13 protein-coding genes are annotated in these 17614 nt (G+C 66.2%); 2 read left to right on the forward strand and 11 right to left on the reverse strand.

The features are described from left to right. The first annotated feature begins 294 nt into the window (after positions 1 to 294). Both pdxY and ABQZ09_RS02720 read left to right on the forward strand, forming a co-directional pair. Positions 295 to 1203: a pyridoxal kinase gene (gene pdxY, locus ABQZ09_RS02715; protein WP_349776052.1), complete on the forward strand. Its 909-nt coding sequence runs from the start codon at positions 295 to 297 to the stop codon at positions 1201 to 1203. Further along, positions 1200 to 2330, forward strand: coding sequence for a prephenate dehydrogenase (locus ABQZ09_RS02720; RefSeq protein ID WP_349776053.1), 1131 nt, complete (start codon positions 1200 to 1202; stop codon positions 2328 to 2330). The genes pdxY and ABQZ09_RS02720 overlap by 4 nt, the downstream gene beginning before the upstream one ends. A gap of 239 nt (positions 2331 to 2569) precedes the next feature. On the opposite strand, the gene ABQZ09_RS02725 is transcribed toward ABQZ09_RS02720, so the two are convergent. The 11 genes from ABQZ09_RS02725 to ABQZ09_RS02775 form a co-directional block, all read right to left on the reverse strand. Beyond that, positions 2570 to 2770 (reverse strand): hypothetical protein, encoded by a 201-nt coding sequence (locus ABQZ09_RS02725; RefSeq protein WP_349776054.1) that lies wholly within the window; start codon positions 2768 to 2770, stop codon positions 2570 to 2572. Between the two features lie 393 nt (positions 2771 to 3163). Further along, positions 3164 to 4567: a TolC family protein gene (locus tag ABQZ09_RS02730; RefSeq protein ID WP_349776055.1), complete on the reverse strand. Its 1404-nt coding sequence runs from the start codon at positions 4565 to 4567 to the stop codon at positions 3164 to 3166. Beyond that, on the reverse strand, positions 4564 to 5649 hold the full coding sequence (locus tag ABQZ09_RS02735) for an efflux RND transporter periplasmic adaptor subunit (RefSeq protein WP_184552136.1): 1086 nt from the start codon (positions 5647 to 5649) through the stop codon (positions 4564 to 4566). The genes ABQZ09_RS02730 and ABQZ09_RS02735 overlap by 4 nt, the downstream gene beginning before the upstream one ends. Further along, positions 5633 to 7321, reverse strand: a complete 1689-nt coding sequence (locus ABQZ09_RS02740) for an ABC transporter transmembrane domain-containing protein (RefSeq protein ID WP_039403256.1) — start codon at positions 7319 to 7321, stop codon at positions 5633 to 5635. The genes ABQZ09_RS02735 and ABQZ09_RS02740 overlap by 17 nt, the downstream gene beginning before the upstream one ends. An 89-nt stretch (positions 7322 to 7410) precedes the next feature. Beyond that, a complete protein-coding gene (locus ABQZ09_RS02745; RefSeq protein ID WP_349776056.1) occupies positions 7411 to 8310 on the reverse strand; it encodes a hydrogen peroxide-inducible genes activator in 900 nt (299 codons plus the stop codon). Between the two features lie 86 nt (positions 8311 to 8396). Next, on the reverse strand, positions 8397 to 10163 hold the full coding sequence (locus tag ABQZ09_RS02750) for an ABC transporter transmembrane domain-containing protein (RefSeq protein ID WP_349776057.1): 1767 nt from the start codon (positions 10161 to 10163) through the stop codon (positions 8397 to 8399). Beyond that, a complete protein-coding gene (locus ABQZ09_RS02755; RefSeq protein ID WP_184552134.1) occupies positions 10160 to 10762 on the reverse strand; it encodes an IMPACT family protein in 603 nt (200 codons plus the stop codon). Before ABQZ09_RS02755 ends, ABQZ09_RS02750 begins: the two co-directional genes overlap by 4 nt. 227 nt (positions 10763 to 10989) lie before the next feature. After that, positions 10990 to 11583 (reverse strand): LOG family protein, encoded by a 594-nt coding sequence (locus ABQZ09_RS02760; protein ID WP_039403243.1) that lies wholly within the window; start codon positions 11581 to 11583, stop codon positions 10990 to 10992. 216 nt (positions 11584 to 11799) lie between these two features. Further along, complete coding sequence (gene lpdA / locus ABQZ09_RS02765) at positions 11800 to 13236, reverse strand: dihydrolipoyl dehydrogenase (protein WP_047696720.1); 1437 nt, start codon at positions 13234 to 13236, stop codon at positions 11800 to 11802. Between the two features lie 146 nt (positions 13237 to 13382). Next, positions 13383 to 14594 carry a dihydrolipoyllysine-residue succinyltransferase gene (gene sucB / locus ABQZ09_RS02770; protein WP_349776058.1) on the reverse strand — a complete coding sequence of 404 codons (1212 nt, stop codon included), beginning with the start codon at positions 14592 to 14594 and terminating at the stop codon, positions 13383 to 13385. Between the two features lie 40 nt (positions 14595 to 14634). Then, complete coding sequence (locus ABQZ09_RS02775; protein ID WP_349776059.1) at positions 14635 to 17463, reverse strand: 2-oxoglutarate dehydrogenase E1 component; 2829 nt, start codon at positions 17461 to 17463, stop codon at positions 14635 to 14637. Between the last annotated feature and the right edge of the window lie 151 nt (positions 17464 to 17614).

Here is a 17614-nt window from a genome sequence, read left to right on the forward strand (position 1 = left end):
CTTCTCCCATCGGGAGAAGGTGCCCGAAGGGCGGATGAGGGCGAGCCTGCAGGTGCATCAGCGGCTGGCGTCCCTTAGTTGATGGCCGAACGTGGCAGCCACTGCCCTCGCATTACCATGGACACACCCGGCGCGGTCTTGGTAATGATCGATCGCGCTCGGTACGGCAATGCATCAAGCACCGCTGCCATCTCGTGCCATCCGTACACGCCGGATCACATTGATACACTCCCCGCGTATCCGCTCACGCATTGCGGAGGATAATGGCGTCATCTCTTCGAAGACGGCCACCCCATGAGCGATGCCACCGACAGCCACCTCGTCCACGGTCGCCGCCAGCGCCCCGACGGTCCTTCGCCGATCGATGTGATCTCGGTGCAGTCGCAACTAGTCTACGGGCACGCCGGCAACAGCGCTGCGGTGCCGCCGTTGCGCGCGCTGGGGCTGCGTGTGGCCGAAGTGCCCACCACGCTGCTGAGCAACGCGCCGTTCTATGCGACCCTGCGCGGGCGCATCTTGCCAGCCAACTGGCTGGCGGATTTGTTGCTGGGCGCCACCGAACGCGGCCTGCCGCAGCGTGCACGCATGTTGGTGTCCGGCTATTTCGGCAGCCTGGCCAATGGCCAGGCCTTCGCCGACTGGCTGGAGCACACCCTGCCGCAGGCGCCGCAGCTGCGTTATTGCCTGGATCCGGTGATTGGCGACACGCACACCGGCCCTTATGTGGAACCCGGGCTGGAGCGCGTGTTCGCCGAGCGTTTGCTGCCGCACGCCTGGCTGGTGACGCCCAATGCCTTCGAACTGGGGCGTTTGACCGGCCTGCCCAGCCTGCAGCAAGACGATGCCATCGCCGCCGCACGTGCCTTGCTGGCACGCGGGCCGCAGTGGGTGCTCGCCCACAGTGTGGCCGGTGCAGCAGGCGAGCTGGTCACCCTGGCGGTCAGCACGGAGGCGGTCTATCGCTGGGCCAGCCCGCATCTGCCAGTGGACGTGGCCGGCACTGGCGATGTGCTGATGGCCTTGCTGATCGGCTTGTTGCTGCGCGATGTACCGTTCGAGCAGGCGGTGGGCCACGCGCTCAGTGGCGTGCACAGCGCACTGGAGGCGACCTTGGCGGCGGGGTACGAAGAGTTCGACGTGTTGGCCGCCGCGCCGACTGCGCTCGCGGCATCGCCGCGTTTTGCCGTCGAGCGCCTGGCATGATTCCCCAGCCGGTCGTCGGCATTGTCGGCATTGCCGGCGCGTACGGACGCTGGCTGGCGCAGTTCCTGCGCACCCGCATGCAGCTGGAAGTGATCGGCTTCGATCCTGCCGACAGTGGCGGCATCGACGAAGCCGCCCTGGCGCAGCGAGCGGACGTGCTGATTTTTTCCGCGCCCATTCGCCACACCGCCGCCTTGATCGAGCGCTATGTCGCGCTTGCCGGCGCGCGCGCGGCATCGCAGCTGTGGATGGATGTCACCTCGATCAAGCAGGCGCCGGTAGCGGCGATGCTGGCATCGCCGGCCGAGGTGGTCGGCCTGCATCCGATGACTGCGCCACCCAAGTCGCCCACGCTGAAGGGGCGGGTGATGGTGGTGTGCGAAGCGCGCCTGCAGCGCTGGACCACGTGGGTACAGGCCTTGTGCACGGCCCTGCAGGCCGAATGCGTCTACGCCACGCCCGAGCACCATGATCGGGTGATGGCGCTGGTGCAGGCGATGGTGCATGCCACCCATCTGGCGCAGGCCGGCACCTTGCGCGACTACGCGCCGCTGCTGGGCCAGTTGCAGGCCTTGATGCCGTATCGCTCGGCATCGTTCGAGCTGGACACGGCGGTGATCGCGCGCATTCTCTCGCTCAACCCCGCGATCTACGAAGACATCCAGTTCGGCAACCCGTACGTGGGCGAAATGCTCGACCGCTTGGTCCGGCAGCTGCAACAGCTGCGTGCACTCGTCGCGCAGGGCGACGATGCTGCACGCGCGCAGTTTCGGGCCCGGTTCCTGCACGACAACGCGCAGGCCCTGCAACACGACGCGTTGGCCGCGGGCAACTACACCTACGAACGGGTGGGCTATCTGCTGGCAGATCTCACCGAGCCATTGACCCTGAGCGTATACCTGCCGGAAGACCAGCCTGGCTCGCTGCGCGCGCTGTTGCATGTGTTTGAGCAGCATGGGGTGAATCTGTCGTCGATCCACTCCTCGCGTACGCCGGTGGGCGAGTTGCACTTCCGGATCGGCTTCGAGCCCGACAGCGACCGGGTGGGGCTGACCCAAGCCGCGAGCGAGATCGACCGCAGTGGCATCGGGCGCGTCCTGGAACGGTCGGATCGCGCCGGCGGTTGACGCACTGTCGGTTCATTGTCCGATGCTCGCGCGTTCACCGTAGCGCACTCGAGCGTACACATGGGCCGCGCAGTTGTTGCGTGCGTTAAGACAGTGGCTGCGCGAAGTACAGGAGGCCGCCAACGGTTCCATCCACACAGGGTGTGGATGAATGCTGCACAAGCATTGTGGATAAACGGGCGCAGCCCTTGCGCGGCAAGGGCTGCTGGTGGGCTGATCAAAAAATGATCAACGCCGTCTCAAGGCATAGAAAGCTGCAGCTCGCCGCCTTCGGTCACGAAGCGCTGGCCCTGCCGCTGCAGATGGCGGCCATCGGGTAGCTCATAACGTGGCGCGGCGTGCGTCTCGGATGCGGATGCGGATGCGTGCTCGTCGCGGAATTCGATGATGACGTACGGCTCGCCATCTGTACCAATCGCGGGAAATTGCCGGAAAGACATAGGCACCTCCGAAAGAGTCCAGGGTCGCAGTGCGGATCATCGGCCCGCACCACCAGCGTGTGCTGGCACGCCGAGCATGCATAGCCACGTGTTACCCAGGCGTCATTGCGCAATCCGGTGACAGCGGGAAGGTCGAGCCCGCTGGGCGCACCGCGATGTCATGAGCACCGGGTAACGTTGCAGCGGAAGATGTGCACGTTCATGCCACGCCCGGTCGCGGCGATGGCAAGGGACCGCCAAGAGCGATGGCGCGGAGACTGGGCATATGCAGCACGCGGCTGACGCGGGTGCTTGCCAAGGCCGCGGCCCACAAGCGCTTGCGCGAAAAACCTCAAAACCTGGGTGGGCAGGGGCGCCAGGCAGGGCGGTGCGCCCGGGTCAAAGCGCCACGCGTCAACGGCTCAGTTGCAGCGCGTCCCGGTCGGCCGTTGCCGCGGCCAGTTCGGCGCGTGCCGACGCGATGCGCGCCTGCGCATCGATCAGGCGCACGCGGGCGTCGTTGGCGGTTTCCTCGCGCTGATTGACCAGGAAGAAATCGCCCGAGCCCAGCTCGAAGCGGCGTCGCTCGGCGGCAGCCAGGCGGTCGGCCAGGCCGCGTTCTTCGTCGGCGATCTTGGCCAGGCGCTCGGCGGCATTGAGCGAGATGACGATGGATTCCACCTCCACCGAAATCTGGTCGCGCAGGAAACGGCTGCGTTGGTCCAGCGCCTCGATCTCCGCGCGCGCTTCGGCCACGCGGCCCTTGGCGGAGCGATTTTCCAATGGCACGCTGAAACGAAAACCGATGATCGCATCGGTCTGCGAGCGGTTGGGGCCACCCACGCCCGGGTCGCCCAGATCCTTGCTGACCTCGAAACTGACATCCAGCCGTGGCTTCAGATCGTTCTGCGCCAGCATCAGTCGTGCGGTGGCCTGATCGATGCGGGTCAGCACGGCGCGGTAATCCGGGCGTTCCACCGGCGCGGTGATCTTGCTGGCACCGGCCAGCCCTTCCAGCGCGGAAGTGTCGGCCGGCAGACGCTCGGTGGAGACGATCAACGGCATGCCGGCCTCGTCGCGCAGGTACAGCGACAACGCGTTGGCGGCGTTGGCAAAGTCCTGCTCCGAGCGCACCACCAGGGCGCGACGGCGAACCAGGTTCTGGTCGTTCTCGGTCAGCAGGATGGTTGGGCGCGCACCCAGCGTGACCTGCCGCGAAATCGCGTTGCGTCGCCGCTCGGCCAACTCCAGCAGGTCCTTGTAGGCGCGCAACTTCAACCCGGCTGCCACCCAGCTCTGGTAGGCATCCACGGCGCGGCGCTGCACGCCGATCGCCACCATTTCCGCTTCGTACTGGGCCACATTGATGTCGGCGCTGGCGACGCTGCGACGGGTGCGGCGTTCGTCGACCACGCGGTCGCGCAGCAAGGCATACAGCGCCCCGACCTTCACTTCGCCGCCGCGGTCGGTATAGGACTTGTCTTCGTAGACCGGAAACGACCCACGCGACGAGCGGTAGCCACCGTAGTAATAGCCGCCGTTGTTCTCGAACGGCCGCTTGACGCCGGTTTCGATGGTGCTGCCGTCGTAATAGCCGGCCTCGCGCGAGCGGCCCTCGATATCGAACACGGTGTCGAACGCACCGTCGGCGGAGATGCCCTTGCCTTCGGCCTGGCGCACCTTCGCCAGCGCCTCGACGATCTGCGGTGCGGAACGGGCGGACGATTGCAGCACCTCATCCAGGCTCAGCGGCGCGGTCTGGGCGAATGCCGCACCGGGGCACAGTGCGATCAGCAGGACAAGCAGACGGTGCCTCATTTCTTGCCCGTCTCCTCGTCTTCGGACTTGGAGGCGGCAGGCTTGGCCTTGCCATCCTCCTGCGTGGTCGCGGCGGGGCGGCGGCCAAATTCCAGCGGGAAGTTGTTGAGCTGGCGCCACAGTTCGTAGCCCACCCGCACCGTTTCGCCCTGCACCCAGCCGCGCACCTTGCCGCCCTGGCGGGCGAATTCCTGCGCCGGCCATGCCGGTTTGCCAGGCTGCGGTTCGACCAGGATGCGGAACAGGCCGTCGGGCGCGGCGTTGGGGTCGATGGCGCGCACACGGCCGTCGAACATGCCGTGCGCCACCGACGGCCAGCCGCTGAACTGGATCGCCGGCCAGCCTTCGAACTCCAGCCGCACCGGGCGGCCAGGACGAATCAGCGGCACGTCGCGGCCGTCGATGTACAGCTCGACCGCGCGCTCCACGCGCTCCGGCGCAATCACCGCCAGCACCGTGCCGGGCGAGACCATGGCGCTGCCGCTGGCGGCGTTGAGTTGCTGCACGCGGCCATCGCGCGGCGCGCGCACCAGCTGCGCGGACTGGCGATTCAACTGGATGTCGATGCGGGTCAGCTTGGCGCGCGACTCGGCCAGTTTGGCGTCGGCCTCGGCCACCTTGATCTGGGTCAGCTCGTAGTCGCGACGGCCGGCCAGCCCTTCGTCCAGCAACTGCTTGCTGCGCGCGACATCAATGCTGGCAACTGCGCGTGACTGCTGGATGGCGGTGATTTCCGCCGCCACCTGCGCGCGCTCGCTGGCCAGGCGGGCGAGCAGATCCGGGTCCAGGTCGCCGACGCGGGCGATCGGGTCCCCCTTGGACACATGCTGGCCATCGTGCACGTACCAGCGCTCGACCCGGCCGGGCACGAAGGCGGTGACCTGTTGCTGGCGATCGCCGGGATCGAGCGAGACCACCTGGCCCTTGCCGCTGGCAGTCTGCACCCAGGGGGCGAACGCCAGGATGGACGCAGCGATGGCAACGCCGATCAGCAGCATCCACGCCAGCACCTTGGCGATGCTGGGCGGCTGCATGGACGCCAGGGTAGGGAAGTGCGCGATCCGGTCAGGGGCGTGCTGCATTGTCTGCCTCCTGGGTGGATGCGATCAGTTCGGCGCGGGTGGCGTAACGTTGCTGGCGCTCGGGCTCCAGGCGGAACCAGCCATCCAGGGTGATGTCCTCCGGCCGGCCGGTGCACAACAGGACCGTGGTCCCGGCCTCCTTCAAGCGGCGCAGCACCTGGGTCAGGCGCTCGGCGGGCAACAGGTCGTACAGCTGCGATAACATCAGCACGCGCGGGCGCACCAGCAGCGCATTGGCCAGCTTCAACGCCATCACCTCGCCGATCCACAGCGGGAAGCCGGAAGCGGCAAGCCGGGTGTCCAGTCCCTGCGGCAGCGCGGCAATGCGCGCGCGCAGCCCCACCGTGTCGATGGCTTCGAGCATCGCTTCGGACGTCACATCGGCCGAGGCCATCGCCAGGTATTCGCGGATGGTGACCTCCACGATGGTCGGGCGATCGAGCACGGTCACTTCCGAACGCAGCAGGTACATGTCGAAGGTGGCCATGTCGGCGCCGCCCACCATCACCAGGCCGCGATCGGGTACCACGTGCCGCTTGAGCACCATCGCCAGCAAGCGCTCGGCACCGCCATCGGCCAGCGTCACCAGCTGCTCGCCGGCGTCCAGCGCGAAATCGAACCGCGCCCCTTCGATCACCACGCCATCCAGCCGCACCGCGCTGTTGCCGGGCGTCTTGCCGGCCGCGGCCACCGCGCGTTCCTGGGGGATGGCGTAAAGCAACGACAGTTCCTCTGCGCTGGCCACCAGGTCGTAAAACACGTCCAGGTACGAGCCCAGCTGCGCAATGCCGTAGAACACCGCGCTGAGGATCAGCTCGGCCGCCACCAGCTGGCCGATCGACAATTCGCCACGCAGGATCAGGCTGCCGCCCAGCGCCAGCAGCGCCGCGCTGGCCACCGCATAGGTCAGCAGGAACGCCACGGTCTGGGTGAAGGTGTAGCGGAAATGACGCCGATGCTGCGCGACGTAGGCAGCGGTCACCGCCTCGGAGCGGTCCATCGCGAAATTGAGATGGCGGCTGGATTTATAGAAGCCGTTGGAGCCGCCGACGCTTTCCAGCCAGTGCGCGGCATTGTGCTTGGCGTGGCTCAGCTCAACCGCGGTGCGGATCGAGCCGCGCGACCAGATCATCCAGATCGAGAAGATGGTGAGCAGCAGCAACGCGTTGAAACCCAGGAAAAACGGGTGGTAGAAGCTGGTGACGATCAGGCCCACCGCCGATTGCAGCACGATGGTGAAAGCGCCGACCGCCAGGCTGGGCACGGCTTTCTGCACCACCACCAGATCGAAGTAGCGGTTGAACACGTCGCCACGGTTCTGGTCGGCGAAGAACGGGTTCTGCGCGTGCACCGCACGCACGGTGATCTCGGCCACCACCCGCGCGAACAGGCGACGCTCGAACAACGCCATCATCCACACCCGCATGGCGCTCAGGCAGGTCACCAGCAGCAGCAACCCCAGCAACAGGCCCGACAGCGTCCACAGCGGGGTGGGCAGCGCGGTGTTGGCAACGCTGTTGATCAGCAACTGCACCGAGATGGGCGTGGCCAGCGACAGCAAGCTGATCGCAACGCCGTACACCATGGCAAGACGCACATACGGCATGTCCGGCCCGACGATTTCCGCCAGCCAGCCCACCGCTTCCCGCCATCCGATCCGCTTGGCCGCCATTCGCTATCCGTTGATGAGTTCAGTAAAACATTGACGAGTTGCCGGCCCTGGAACAAGGCTGCGGCGCTTATTCAGCGCATAGGATTTTCCTATGCGGCTACCGCACGCAGCAGATCGGCGATCAAACCGAAGGCCGGCGCGCGACCGGCACCCTGCCGCCAGAGCAAACCGATCTCCCTATAGTAGCGCCCGCCTTTGACCGGCCGAACCACTACGTCGTCGCCTTCGCGGATTTCCTGGCGTACGTACAGGTCCGGGAGCAATGCAAGGCCCATGCCCATACCGGCCATCTGGCGGATCGCATCCAGACTGGTGCCTTCGTAATCGCGCAGGACATGGGCACCGACTTCCATCGCAATGGTGGCCACCTGTTCGGCCAGGCGGTACTCCGGCATCAGGGTGAGCAGGTTGGCGCCGCACAGGTCGGCCGGGGTGATCCAGCGCTTGCTGCGCAGCGGGTGATCGGCGGCCATGGTGACGTGCAGCGGTTCGCGGAACAGCCGCTCGCTGTGCAGGCTGCGTCCGGCCACCGGCAATTGCGCCAGGATCAGGTCGTGCACGCCATTGGCCAGGTCGCTGGCCAGCACGGTCGGCAAACCCTCGCGCACATGCACGCGCAGCGCCGGGTGCTCGCGGTGCAGGCGCGCGACCAGGCTGGGCATCAGATAGGCGCCCAGGGTCGGCGAGACACCGAGGCGGATGGTGCCGATCAACGGGTCGGCCGAGGTGGCGCGCACTTCCTCCAGATCGGCGACGTCGAGCAGGATGCTGCGCGCGCGGTCGAGCAGGTCGCGGCCCAGCGGGGTCAGGATGGCCGGCACGCCGCGCTCGAACAGTGGCGCACCGATGATGGTTTCCAGCGCACGGATCTGTTGCGACAGCGACGGCTGCGAGACGCCCATTTGGTCGGCGGCACGGGTGAAGCTGCCGGTATCGGCCAGCGCGACGAAATAGCTGAGCTGGCGGAGGGTGGTCTTGGGGCGGGGCATGGGCACGTCGGTCGGGGCAGTTTGCCGGGGGCGCTGCGCCAGCTCGTCCGACGCGCATCGCCCCACGGGTCGGGATCAAGCCGGGGTCATTGATCGATGAACTGCAAGCGCGCCAGCTCGGCATACAGGCCACCTTCGGCGATCAGCTGCGCATGCGTGCCTTGCGCCACGATGCGGCCGGCATCCATGACCACGATACGGTCGGCCTTGAGTACGGTGGCCAGGCGGTGCGCGATGACCAGGGTGGTGCGGCCCTGCATCAGCCGGTCCAGTGCCTGTTGCACGGCGCGCTCGCTCTGCGCGTCCAGTGCGCTGGTGGCCTCGTCCAGCAACAGGATCGGCGCATCCTTGAGCAGCGCACGCGCGATCGCCACGCGTTGCTGCTGGCCACCGGACAGGCGCGTGCCGCGCTCGCCGAGTTCGCTGGCGTAGCCCTGCGGCAGTGCCTGCAGGAAGCCATCGGCCTCCGCGGCGGTGGCCGCGGCTTCCACGTCGGCCGCGCTGGCCTCCAGCCGCCCGTAGCGGATGTTGTCGGCTGCACTGGCAGCAAACAGGGTGGGTTGCTGCGGGACCAGGGCGATGTGTTCGCGCAGCCGCACCGGGTCGGTCTGGCGCAGGTCCACCCCGTCGATGCGCACGCTGCCGCTGGCCGGGTCATGGAAGCGCAGCAGCATCGACAGCACCGTGCTCTTGCCGGCTCCCGAGGGACCGACCAAGGCCACGGTTTCGCCGGGGCTGACCTGCAGGTCGAAGCCATCCAGCGCCGGCGCGTCGGGACGCTGCGGGTAGTGGAACACCACCTGGTCGAAATGGATCGCGCCACGCAGTGGGTGCGGCAGCGGCGTGGGCACGGGCGGCGCCACGATCGCCGGCTGCTCTTCGAGTAGTTCGCCGACCCGGTCCATGCCGCCGGCAGCACGTTGCAACTCGTTCCAGACCTCGGCCAGCGCGCCGACCGAGCCGCCGCCAATCAAGGCATACAGCACGAACTGCCCCAGCGTGCCCGGCGTCATGCGCCCGGCCACCACGTCGTGCGCGCCCAGCCACAGCACCGCGACGATGGCGCCAAAGATCAACACGATCGCCACCGCAGTGACCCCGGCCTGGGTGCGGATCCGCAGCCGCGCGGTGTCGATGGCGGCAAACAGCGCCTGGCTGAAGCGCTGGCTTTCGTAGCGCTCGCGCGCATGCGCCTGCACGGTGCGCACTGCGCCCAGCGTTTCGGCCGCCAGGGTATTGGCATCGGCCACGCGGTCCTGGCTGGCACGGGAGATCTTCTGCAGCCGGCGTGCGCCCAGCACGATCGGCAGCACCGCCAGCGGAATGCCGATCAGGGTGAAGCCGGCCAGGCGCGGGCTGGTGACGAACAACATCACCATGCTGCCGATCACCGTCACCGAGCTGCGCAGCGCCACCGACATGGTGGTGCCGATCAGCCCGCGCAGCAGCTCGCTGTCTGCCGACAGCCGCGACACCAGCTCGCCGCTGCGGCTGCGGTCGTGAAACCTGGCATCCAGTCCGATCAGGTGCGCGTACAGCCGCCCCCGCAGGTCGGCGACGACCTTCTCGCCCAGCAGCGAAACGAAGTAGAAGCGCGCCGCCGTGGCCAACGCCAGCACCACCGCCACCGCAAACAGCAGCGCGAATGCCTGGTTGATCTGTGCGCCACCGGAGAAGCCGTGGTCGATCATGCGCTTGACCGCGGCCGGCAGGCTCAGCGTGGCCGCCGACGACACCGCCAGCGCAATCAGCCATGCCGCAAACAGGCCGCGCTGGCGTTGCACGAACGGCCACAAGGTGCGCAGGCTGCCAAGCTTCCGCAACGGACTGGGCCTGGCGGCTGGCTGATTCATGCGGTTTCCGGAAGTGAGAGGTGGACACGATTGCGAGTGGCGTCGCACAGTCGCGTTTTCAAGCCGGCAAGCTGATCTGCAGGCAGTTGCACGCGTAGCGCTGCGCCTGTCGCGTCGAACTGCTCGTCCAGTTTGTCGGCGTGGAAGGCGGCAAGCGCGGCGTGCACCAGGCCCAGATCGTCGAACTGGCAGTGCAGGTCGAGCAGCGTGACTGCGATCAACGGCCGCCGCGTTGCCAGGCGCAGGCATTCGGCGGCGGTGCCACCGTAGGCGCGGACCAGTCCTCCGGCACCAAGCTTGATGCCGCCATACCAGCGCGTGACGACCACCACCACCCGATCGAATCCCTGGCCGTCGATGGCCGCCAGGATCGGCCGGCCGGCAGTGCCGCTGGGCTCGCCATCGTCGCTGGAGCGGTAATCCTGCCCAAAGCGATAGGCCCAGCAGTTGTGCGTGGCATCGGGCGTGGAGACGCGCTGCATGATCTCCAGCGCCTGGGCCGCAGTGTCGAGCGCACAAGCATGGGCCAGAAAACGGCTGTGCTTGATGTCCAGGCTGTGGTGCGCGTCAGCGGCGAGGGTATCGAGCATCGCTGCCATTCTAAGCGAGGCAGCGATGCCGGTTGCCGCAGTCGTGGTGGCCGACTGGCAGACCCTGGCTGTCGGTTGGCACTGCGGCCGCGGGGCGCAGTCATTGCGGATTGGATAGTGGCGAGCGACTTCACCCTCGGTGGATCGGCGAGTTGACGCGGGTGCCGGCCAGTTTTGCTGCACATCGTCGCGGGGACGGCGCGCGATGAAACCAGGTGAGCTTGAAGTGTCGTCGACTACACCAGCGTCGCGCGACGCTTCTCGTCGATCCACTTGGACGCCTGCGCCGGCGTGTAGTGCTGCATCCACTCCAGCATCTGCTCGATATCGGCGCCGTACCACAGGTCGGTGCGCTGATCCGGGTGCAGGAACCGTTCTTCCACCATGCGATCGATCATGCCGATCAGCGGCGCATAGAAATTTTCGATATCCAGGAACGCGCAGGGCTTGTTGCCGATGCCGAGCTGGCGCCAGGTCAGCATTTCGAAAATCTCTTCCATGGTGCCGAAACCGCCGGGCAGGGCGACGAAGGCATCGGACAGCTCGAACATGCGCATCTTGCGCTCATGCATGGAGCCGACGATCTCAAGCTCGGTCAGTCCGCGGTGCGCCACTTCCCAGTCCGCCAGCTGCTTGGGGATCACGCCGGTGACCTGACCGCCGGCGGCGAGTACCGCGTTGGCCACCGTGCCCATCAGGCCGACGTTGCCACCGCCGTAAACCAACCGCAGGCCTTGCTCGGCGATGCGCGTGCCCAGGGCGGTGGCGCGTTCGGCATAGGCCGGTTTGTTACCGGCGTTGGAACCGCAGTAGACGCAGATGCTTTTCATGGGATTCGGAATTCGGGATTGGGGATTCGTAAAAACGGGCGCGCTACGTCGATGCCATCTAGAGGCCCGCCGAAATGAACTTTGCAGGATTGTTTTGAGCGTGCCTGAAAAACACGACGCCGGGTTTTCACCCGGCGCCATGTCATTGCCGGGAGAGGGTCAGGAGAGGGAGCCGTTTACGAATCCCCACTCCCGAATCCCAAATCCCGGCCCCACTCAGTTCGCCTTATGGATCGCGCGCTTGCTCACGGCCATCGCGGCATCGTGGATCGCCTCGGACAGGGTCGGATGCGCGTGGCAGATGCGCGCCAGATCATCCGCCGAGCCGTTGAACTCCATCGTCAGCACGCCTTCGTGCACCAGCTCGGACACGCCCACGCCCACCAGGTGCATGCCCAGCACGCGGTCGGTCTCGGCATCGGCGATCACCTTGACGAAGCCGGCCGGCTCGCCCATGGCGACCGCACGCCCGATTGCCGCGAACGGGAAGCTGCCAGCCTTGTAGGCGACGCCTTCGGCCTTGAGCTGCTGCTCGGTCTTGCCGACCCAGGCAATCTCCGGCTCGGTGTAGATGACCCACGGAATGGTGTCGAAGTTGACGTGGCCCGGCAGGCCGGCGATCAGTTCGGCCACCGCAATGCCTTCTTCGAACCCCTTGTGCGCCAGCATCGGGCCGCGCACGCAGTCGCCGATCGCCCACACGCCGTCCACGCCGGTGTGGCAATGCCCGTCGACCTCGATCTGGCCACGGTCGGTGACCTTGACCCCGGTGCCGTCGGCCAGCAGGTTCTTGGTCGCGGCCTTGCGGCCCACGGCCACCAGCAGCTTGTCCACGGTCAGGGTCTGCTCGCCCGCGGCGTCGGTGTAGCTGAGCACCACCTGCTTGGCATCGCCGCTGCCGGTGATCTCGGTCTTGCTGACCTTGGCGCCGAGCTTGATGTCCAGGCCCTGCTTCTTGAATTCCTTCAACGCGGTCTTGGCCACTTCGGCATCGGCCAGCGACAGGAAGTCCGGCAGCGCTTCGAGGATGGTGACCTCGGCGCCCAGGCGCTTCCACACGCTGCCCAACTCCAGGCCAATGACGCCAGCGCCGATCACCGCCAGGCGCTTGGGAACGGCGGTGAAATCCAGGCCGCCGACGTTGTCGACGATGGTGTCGCCGTCGAACTTGGCGAACGGCAGTTCGATCGATTCCGAACCGGCCGCCAGGATCACGTTGGTGCCCTTCAGCTCGATTTCGCCGCCTTCGTGCTGGGTCACCTTGACGATGTTGCCCGGTTGCAGCTGGCCGAAGCCGTAGTACGGGGTGATCTTGTTGGCCTTGAACAGCATCGCGATGCCGCCAGTGAACTGCTTCACGATCTTGTCCTTGCGGCCGATCATGGTGGGCACGTCCATCTTGGCGTCGTTGAAGCTGATACCGTGGTCGCCGAACAGGTGGCCCATGTTCCAGAACTGACGCGAGGAATCCAGCAGCGCCTTGGACGGGATGCAGCCCACGCGCAGGCAGGTACCGCCCAGGGCGGGCTTGCCGTCCTTGCCGAGTGCGGCGTCGATGCAGGCGACCTTCATGCCCAGCTGGGCCGCGCGGATGGCGGCGTGATAACCGGCCGGACCGGCACCGATGACGACGACGTCGAATTGTTCGCTCATTTCATTTGCTCACGGGAATGGGGAATAGGGAATGGGGAATCGCAACAGCGCATGCGCCTGTCGCGTGCCATCCAGGTCCAGGCGGGAATGGAGCGGGCGGTGGGCGCTTGTCCCATTCCCGACTCTCCATTCCCGATTCCCGGCTCTTACAGGCCGAACAGCATGCGGCCCGGGTTTTCCAGCTGGTTCTTGATGTCGACCAGGAACTGCACCGAGTCCTTGCCGTCGATGATGCGGTGATCGTAGGACAGTGCCAGATACATCATCGGCGCGATCACGACCTGGCCGTTCTCGGCGATCGGACGTTCCTTGATCGCGTGCATGCCCAGGATGGCGCTCTGCGGCGGGTTGATGATCGGAGTGGACAGCAGCGAGCCGAAGGTGCCGCCATTGGTGATGGTGAAGGTGCCGCCCTGCAGGTCGTCCAGGCCCAGCTTGCCGGCGCGCGCCTTGGCGGCGTAATCGGCGATGCCCTGTTCGACCTCTGCAAACGACTGGCGCTCGACGTTACGCAGCACCGGCGTGACCAGGCCCTTGTCGGTGGAAACGGCAATCGAGATGTCGCTGTAGCCGTGATAGATGATGTCGTCGCCGTCGATCGAGGCGTTGACCAGCGGGAAGCGCTGCAGCGCGTTGGCGGCGGCCTTGACGAAGAAGCTCATGAAGCCGAGCTTGATGCCGTGCGCCTTCTGGAACTCGTCCTGCAGCTCCTTGCGTGCGGCCGACACCTTGGCCAGGTTGACCTCGTTGAAGGTGGTCAGCATCGCGGTGGAGTTCTTGGACTCCATCAGACGCTTGGCGATGGTCTTGCGCACGCGGGTCATTGCCACGCGCTCTTCCGGGCGGGCGCCGGAGGCCTTGCCCACGCCGCCGGCCTTGGCGAAGTTGACGATGTCCTCCTTGGTCACCGCGCCGCGACGGCCGGTGCCCTCGACCTGCGACGGATCCACGCCCTGGGTGATCGCGGCAAAGCGCGCACCCGGCGGCAGCGAATCTGCAGCGGACTTGGATGCAGGTGCAGGTGCCGCGGCAGCAGCCGGTGCCCGCGCGGCAGCAGGCGCTGCCGCAGCGGCCGGTGCATCGGCCTTCTTCTCTTCAGCCGGTGCAGCCGCGGCCACGGCGCCTTCTTCGATGATCGCCAGAATCTGGTTGCTGGTGACCGTACTGCCGGTTTCGAACTTGATTTCCTTCAACACGCCGTCGACCGGCGAAGGAACTTCCAACACGACCTTGTCGGTTTCCAGGTCGACCAGATTCTCGTCGCGCTTGACCGCTTCACCGGCCTTCTTGTGCCAGCTGGCGATGGTGGCGTCGGAAACGGATTCGGGCAGTACCGGAACTTTGACTTCGGTGGCCATTCGGGGAGCGTCCTAGGGTTTTCGTTCTTTGGGGAAGGAGTTATTCAGCGACTTGGTCGTTGAACGGATTGAGCAACGCATCGGCGACCAGCTTCTGCTGTTCGGCGATGTGGTCGGCCATGTGGCCGGCGGCAGGCGAGGGCGAACGGGCGCGGCCGGCGTAATGCAGGCTCTGGCCACCGGCCAGACAGAAGTTGAGGTGATGGCGGATCTGGTACCACGCACCCTGGTTCTGCGGTTCTTCCTGGCACCACACCACGTCGGTGGCATTGGCATAGCCCGTGAGCTCGGCTGCCAGCTGCGCCCGCGGGAACGGGTACAGCTGCTCGATACGCACGATGGCGACATCGTCCTGGCCACGCTTGGTCTGGTCTTCGAGCAGGTCGTAATAGACCTTGCCCGAGCACAACACCACGCGCTTGACCTTGGCCGGGTCGGCCTTGGCATCCGGGATCAGATGCTGGAACTGCCCATCGGCCAGTTCTTCCAGGCTGGACACCGCCAGCTTGTGGCGCAGCAGCGACTTGGGCGTCATCACCACCAGCGGCTTGCGGGTGGTCATGCGCATCTGGCGCCGGATCATGTGGAAGCACTGCGCCGGGGTGGTTGGCACGCAAACCAGCATGTTCTCCAGCGCGCACAGCTGCAGGAAGCGCTCCAGGCGTGCGGAGCTGTGCTCCGGGCCCTGGCCTTCGTAGCCGTGCGGCAGGAACAGCGACAGGCCCGCGATACGGCCCCATTTGGCTTCGCCGGCGGCGATGAACTGGTCGATCACCACCTGCGCGCCGTTGGCGAAGTCGCCGAACTGCGCTTCCCAGATGCACAGCGCATTCGGGTCGGTGGTGGAATAGCCGTACTCAAACCCCATCACCGCTTCTTCGCTGAGCAGCGAATCGATGATGGTGGCGTCTTCCGGGTTCTCGACCAGCTGGCGCAGCGGCAGATAGTAGTTGTCGTTCTTCTGGTCATGCAGGATCGCATGGCGGTGGAAGAACGTGCCACGACCGGCATCCTGGCCCACCAGGCGCAGCTTGTGGCCTTCGGCCAGCAAGGTGGCATAGGCCAGGTTTTCGGCAAAGCCCCAGTCGCCGAGCTGATCGCCGGCGGCCATCTTGACGCGGTCGTCGTAGATCTTGGCAACGCGGGCGTGCAGCTCGACGCCTTCCGGAATCGTGGTGATCAGCTTGGCCAGACGGTCCAGCTGATCGCGCTTGACGCGCGTGTCCACTGGATCGGCGGCGGTGCCGACCAGATACTTGGACCAATCGATGGCGAATTCGTCAGGCTTGCGCTTGGCCAGTTCGGTGGTGTACTCGCCCGAATCCAGCTTGTTGCGGTAGCCGTCCACCAGCGCCTTGGCCTCGTCGGCACTCAGCACGCCCTCGCTTTCCAGCTTGGCGGCGTAGAGCTCGCGGGTGGTCTTGTGCTTGCGGATGGTCTGGTACATCACCGGCTGGGTCGCTGCCGGTTCATCGGCCTCGTTATGGCCCCAACGGCGGTAGCAGACCAGGTCGATGACCACGTCCTTCTTGAACTGCTGGCGGAATTCGTAGGCCAGCTTGGACACGAACATCACCGCGTCCGGGTCGTCGCCGTTCACGTGGAAGACCGGCGCGCCGATCATCTTGGCCACGTCCGTGCAGTACAACGTGGAGCGGGCGTCGTCGCGGGTGCTGGTGGTGAAGCCGATCTGGTTGTTGACCACGATGTGCACCGTGCCGCCGACCGCGAAACCGCGTGCCTGCGACATCTGGAACAGCTCCATCACCACGCCCTGGCCGGCAAACGCGGCATCGCCGTGGATCAGGATCGGCAGCACGCTCTTGCGCTCGGCATCGCCGAAACGCTCCTGGCGCGAACGCACACTGCCCACCACGACCGGGTCGACGATTTCCAGGTGCGAGGGATTGAACGCCAGTGCCAGATGCACCTGCTTGTCGGTGCCGACGGCGATGTCGGCCGAGAAGCCCATGTGGTACTTGACGTCGCCGGTGTGCGCGCGGTCGTCATGGGCATGCTCGAACTTGCCTTCGAATTCGTCGAACAGCTTGCGCGGATTCTTGCCCAGCGTATTGACCAGCACGTTGAGACGGCCGCGGTGGGCCATGCCGATCACGATGTCCTTGACCTGATCGTTGCCGGACTGGCGAATGATCTCGTCCATCATCGGAATCAGCGAGTCGCCGCCTTCCAGCGAAAAACGCTTCTGACCGACGTACTTGGTGTGCAGGTAGCGCTCCAGGCCTTCGGCGGCGGTGAGCCGCTCCAGGGTGCGCTTGCGGCTGGTCGCATCGCCGGCAATCCGGCCGCCCGCATCTTCCAGGCGCCGGTAGATCCACTGGCGCTGGTCGAACTCCTGAATGTGCATGAACTCTGCGCCGATGGTGCTGGCATAGGTCGCCTTCAGGCGGGCCAGCAGATCCTTCAGCTTCATCCGCGGCTGGCCGCCGACGCCACCGGTGCTGAACTCGCTGTCCATGTCCGCCTGCGAGAGGCTGTGGAACGGCAGGTCCAGATCGGGCGGGTTGACCGGCGGGGTGAGCCCGAGCGGATCGAGCTGCGCGCCCAGGTGACCGCGCGCACGGTAGGCAGTGATCAAGCGGCCGACATTGCGCTCGCGCTCGTCGCTGGCGCCCGCGCCGGTCCCGGCATTGGCGGCCTGCTTGGAGGCGCTGAGGATGTGGGCAATGGCCGCCGAGTGCGGCACATCACCGGCATCGCGACCATTGAAGCCGTCGAAATAACTCTTCCACTTCGGATCGACACTGTCCGGGGCGACGAGGTACTGCTCGTACAGATCCTCGATATAGGCGGCGTTGCCGCCGGCGAGCTGCGATGACTGCGCGAACTGCTTTAGGAGATTATCCACGATGGTAAGTCGGGTCTGCTGTGGGGATGACTGTTCGGAAGCGGCAGGGCGAGATGCCCTATCGGTCGGTATCGAATCTCGAAAAATTATACCCCCTTGCGCTGGTGAGGGGGCGTCTGCGAGCTGACCGGCGGGGTAGACCAATCGGCAT

Origin of the sequence: Xanthomonas sp. WHRI 6106 (assembly GCF_040202405.1) — a bacterium.
GTDB classification, from domain to species: Bacteria; Pseudomonadota; Gammaproteobacteria; order Xanthomonadales; family Xanthomonadaceae; genus Xanthomonas; species Xanthomonas cannabis.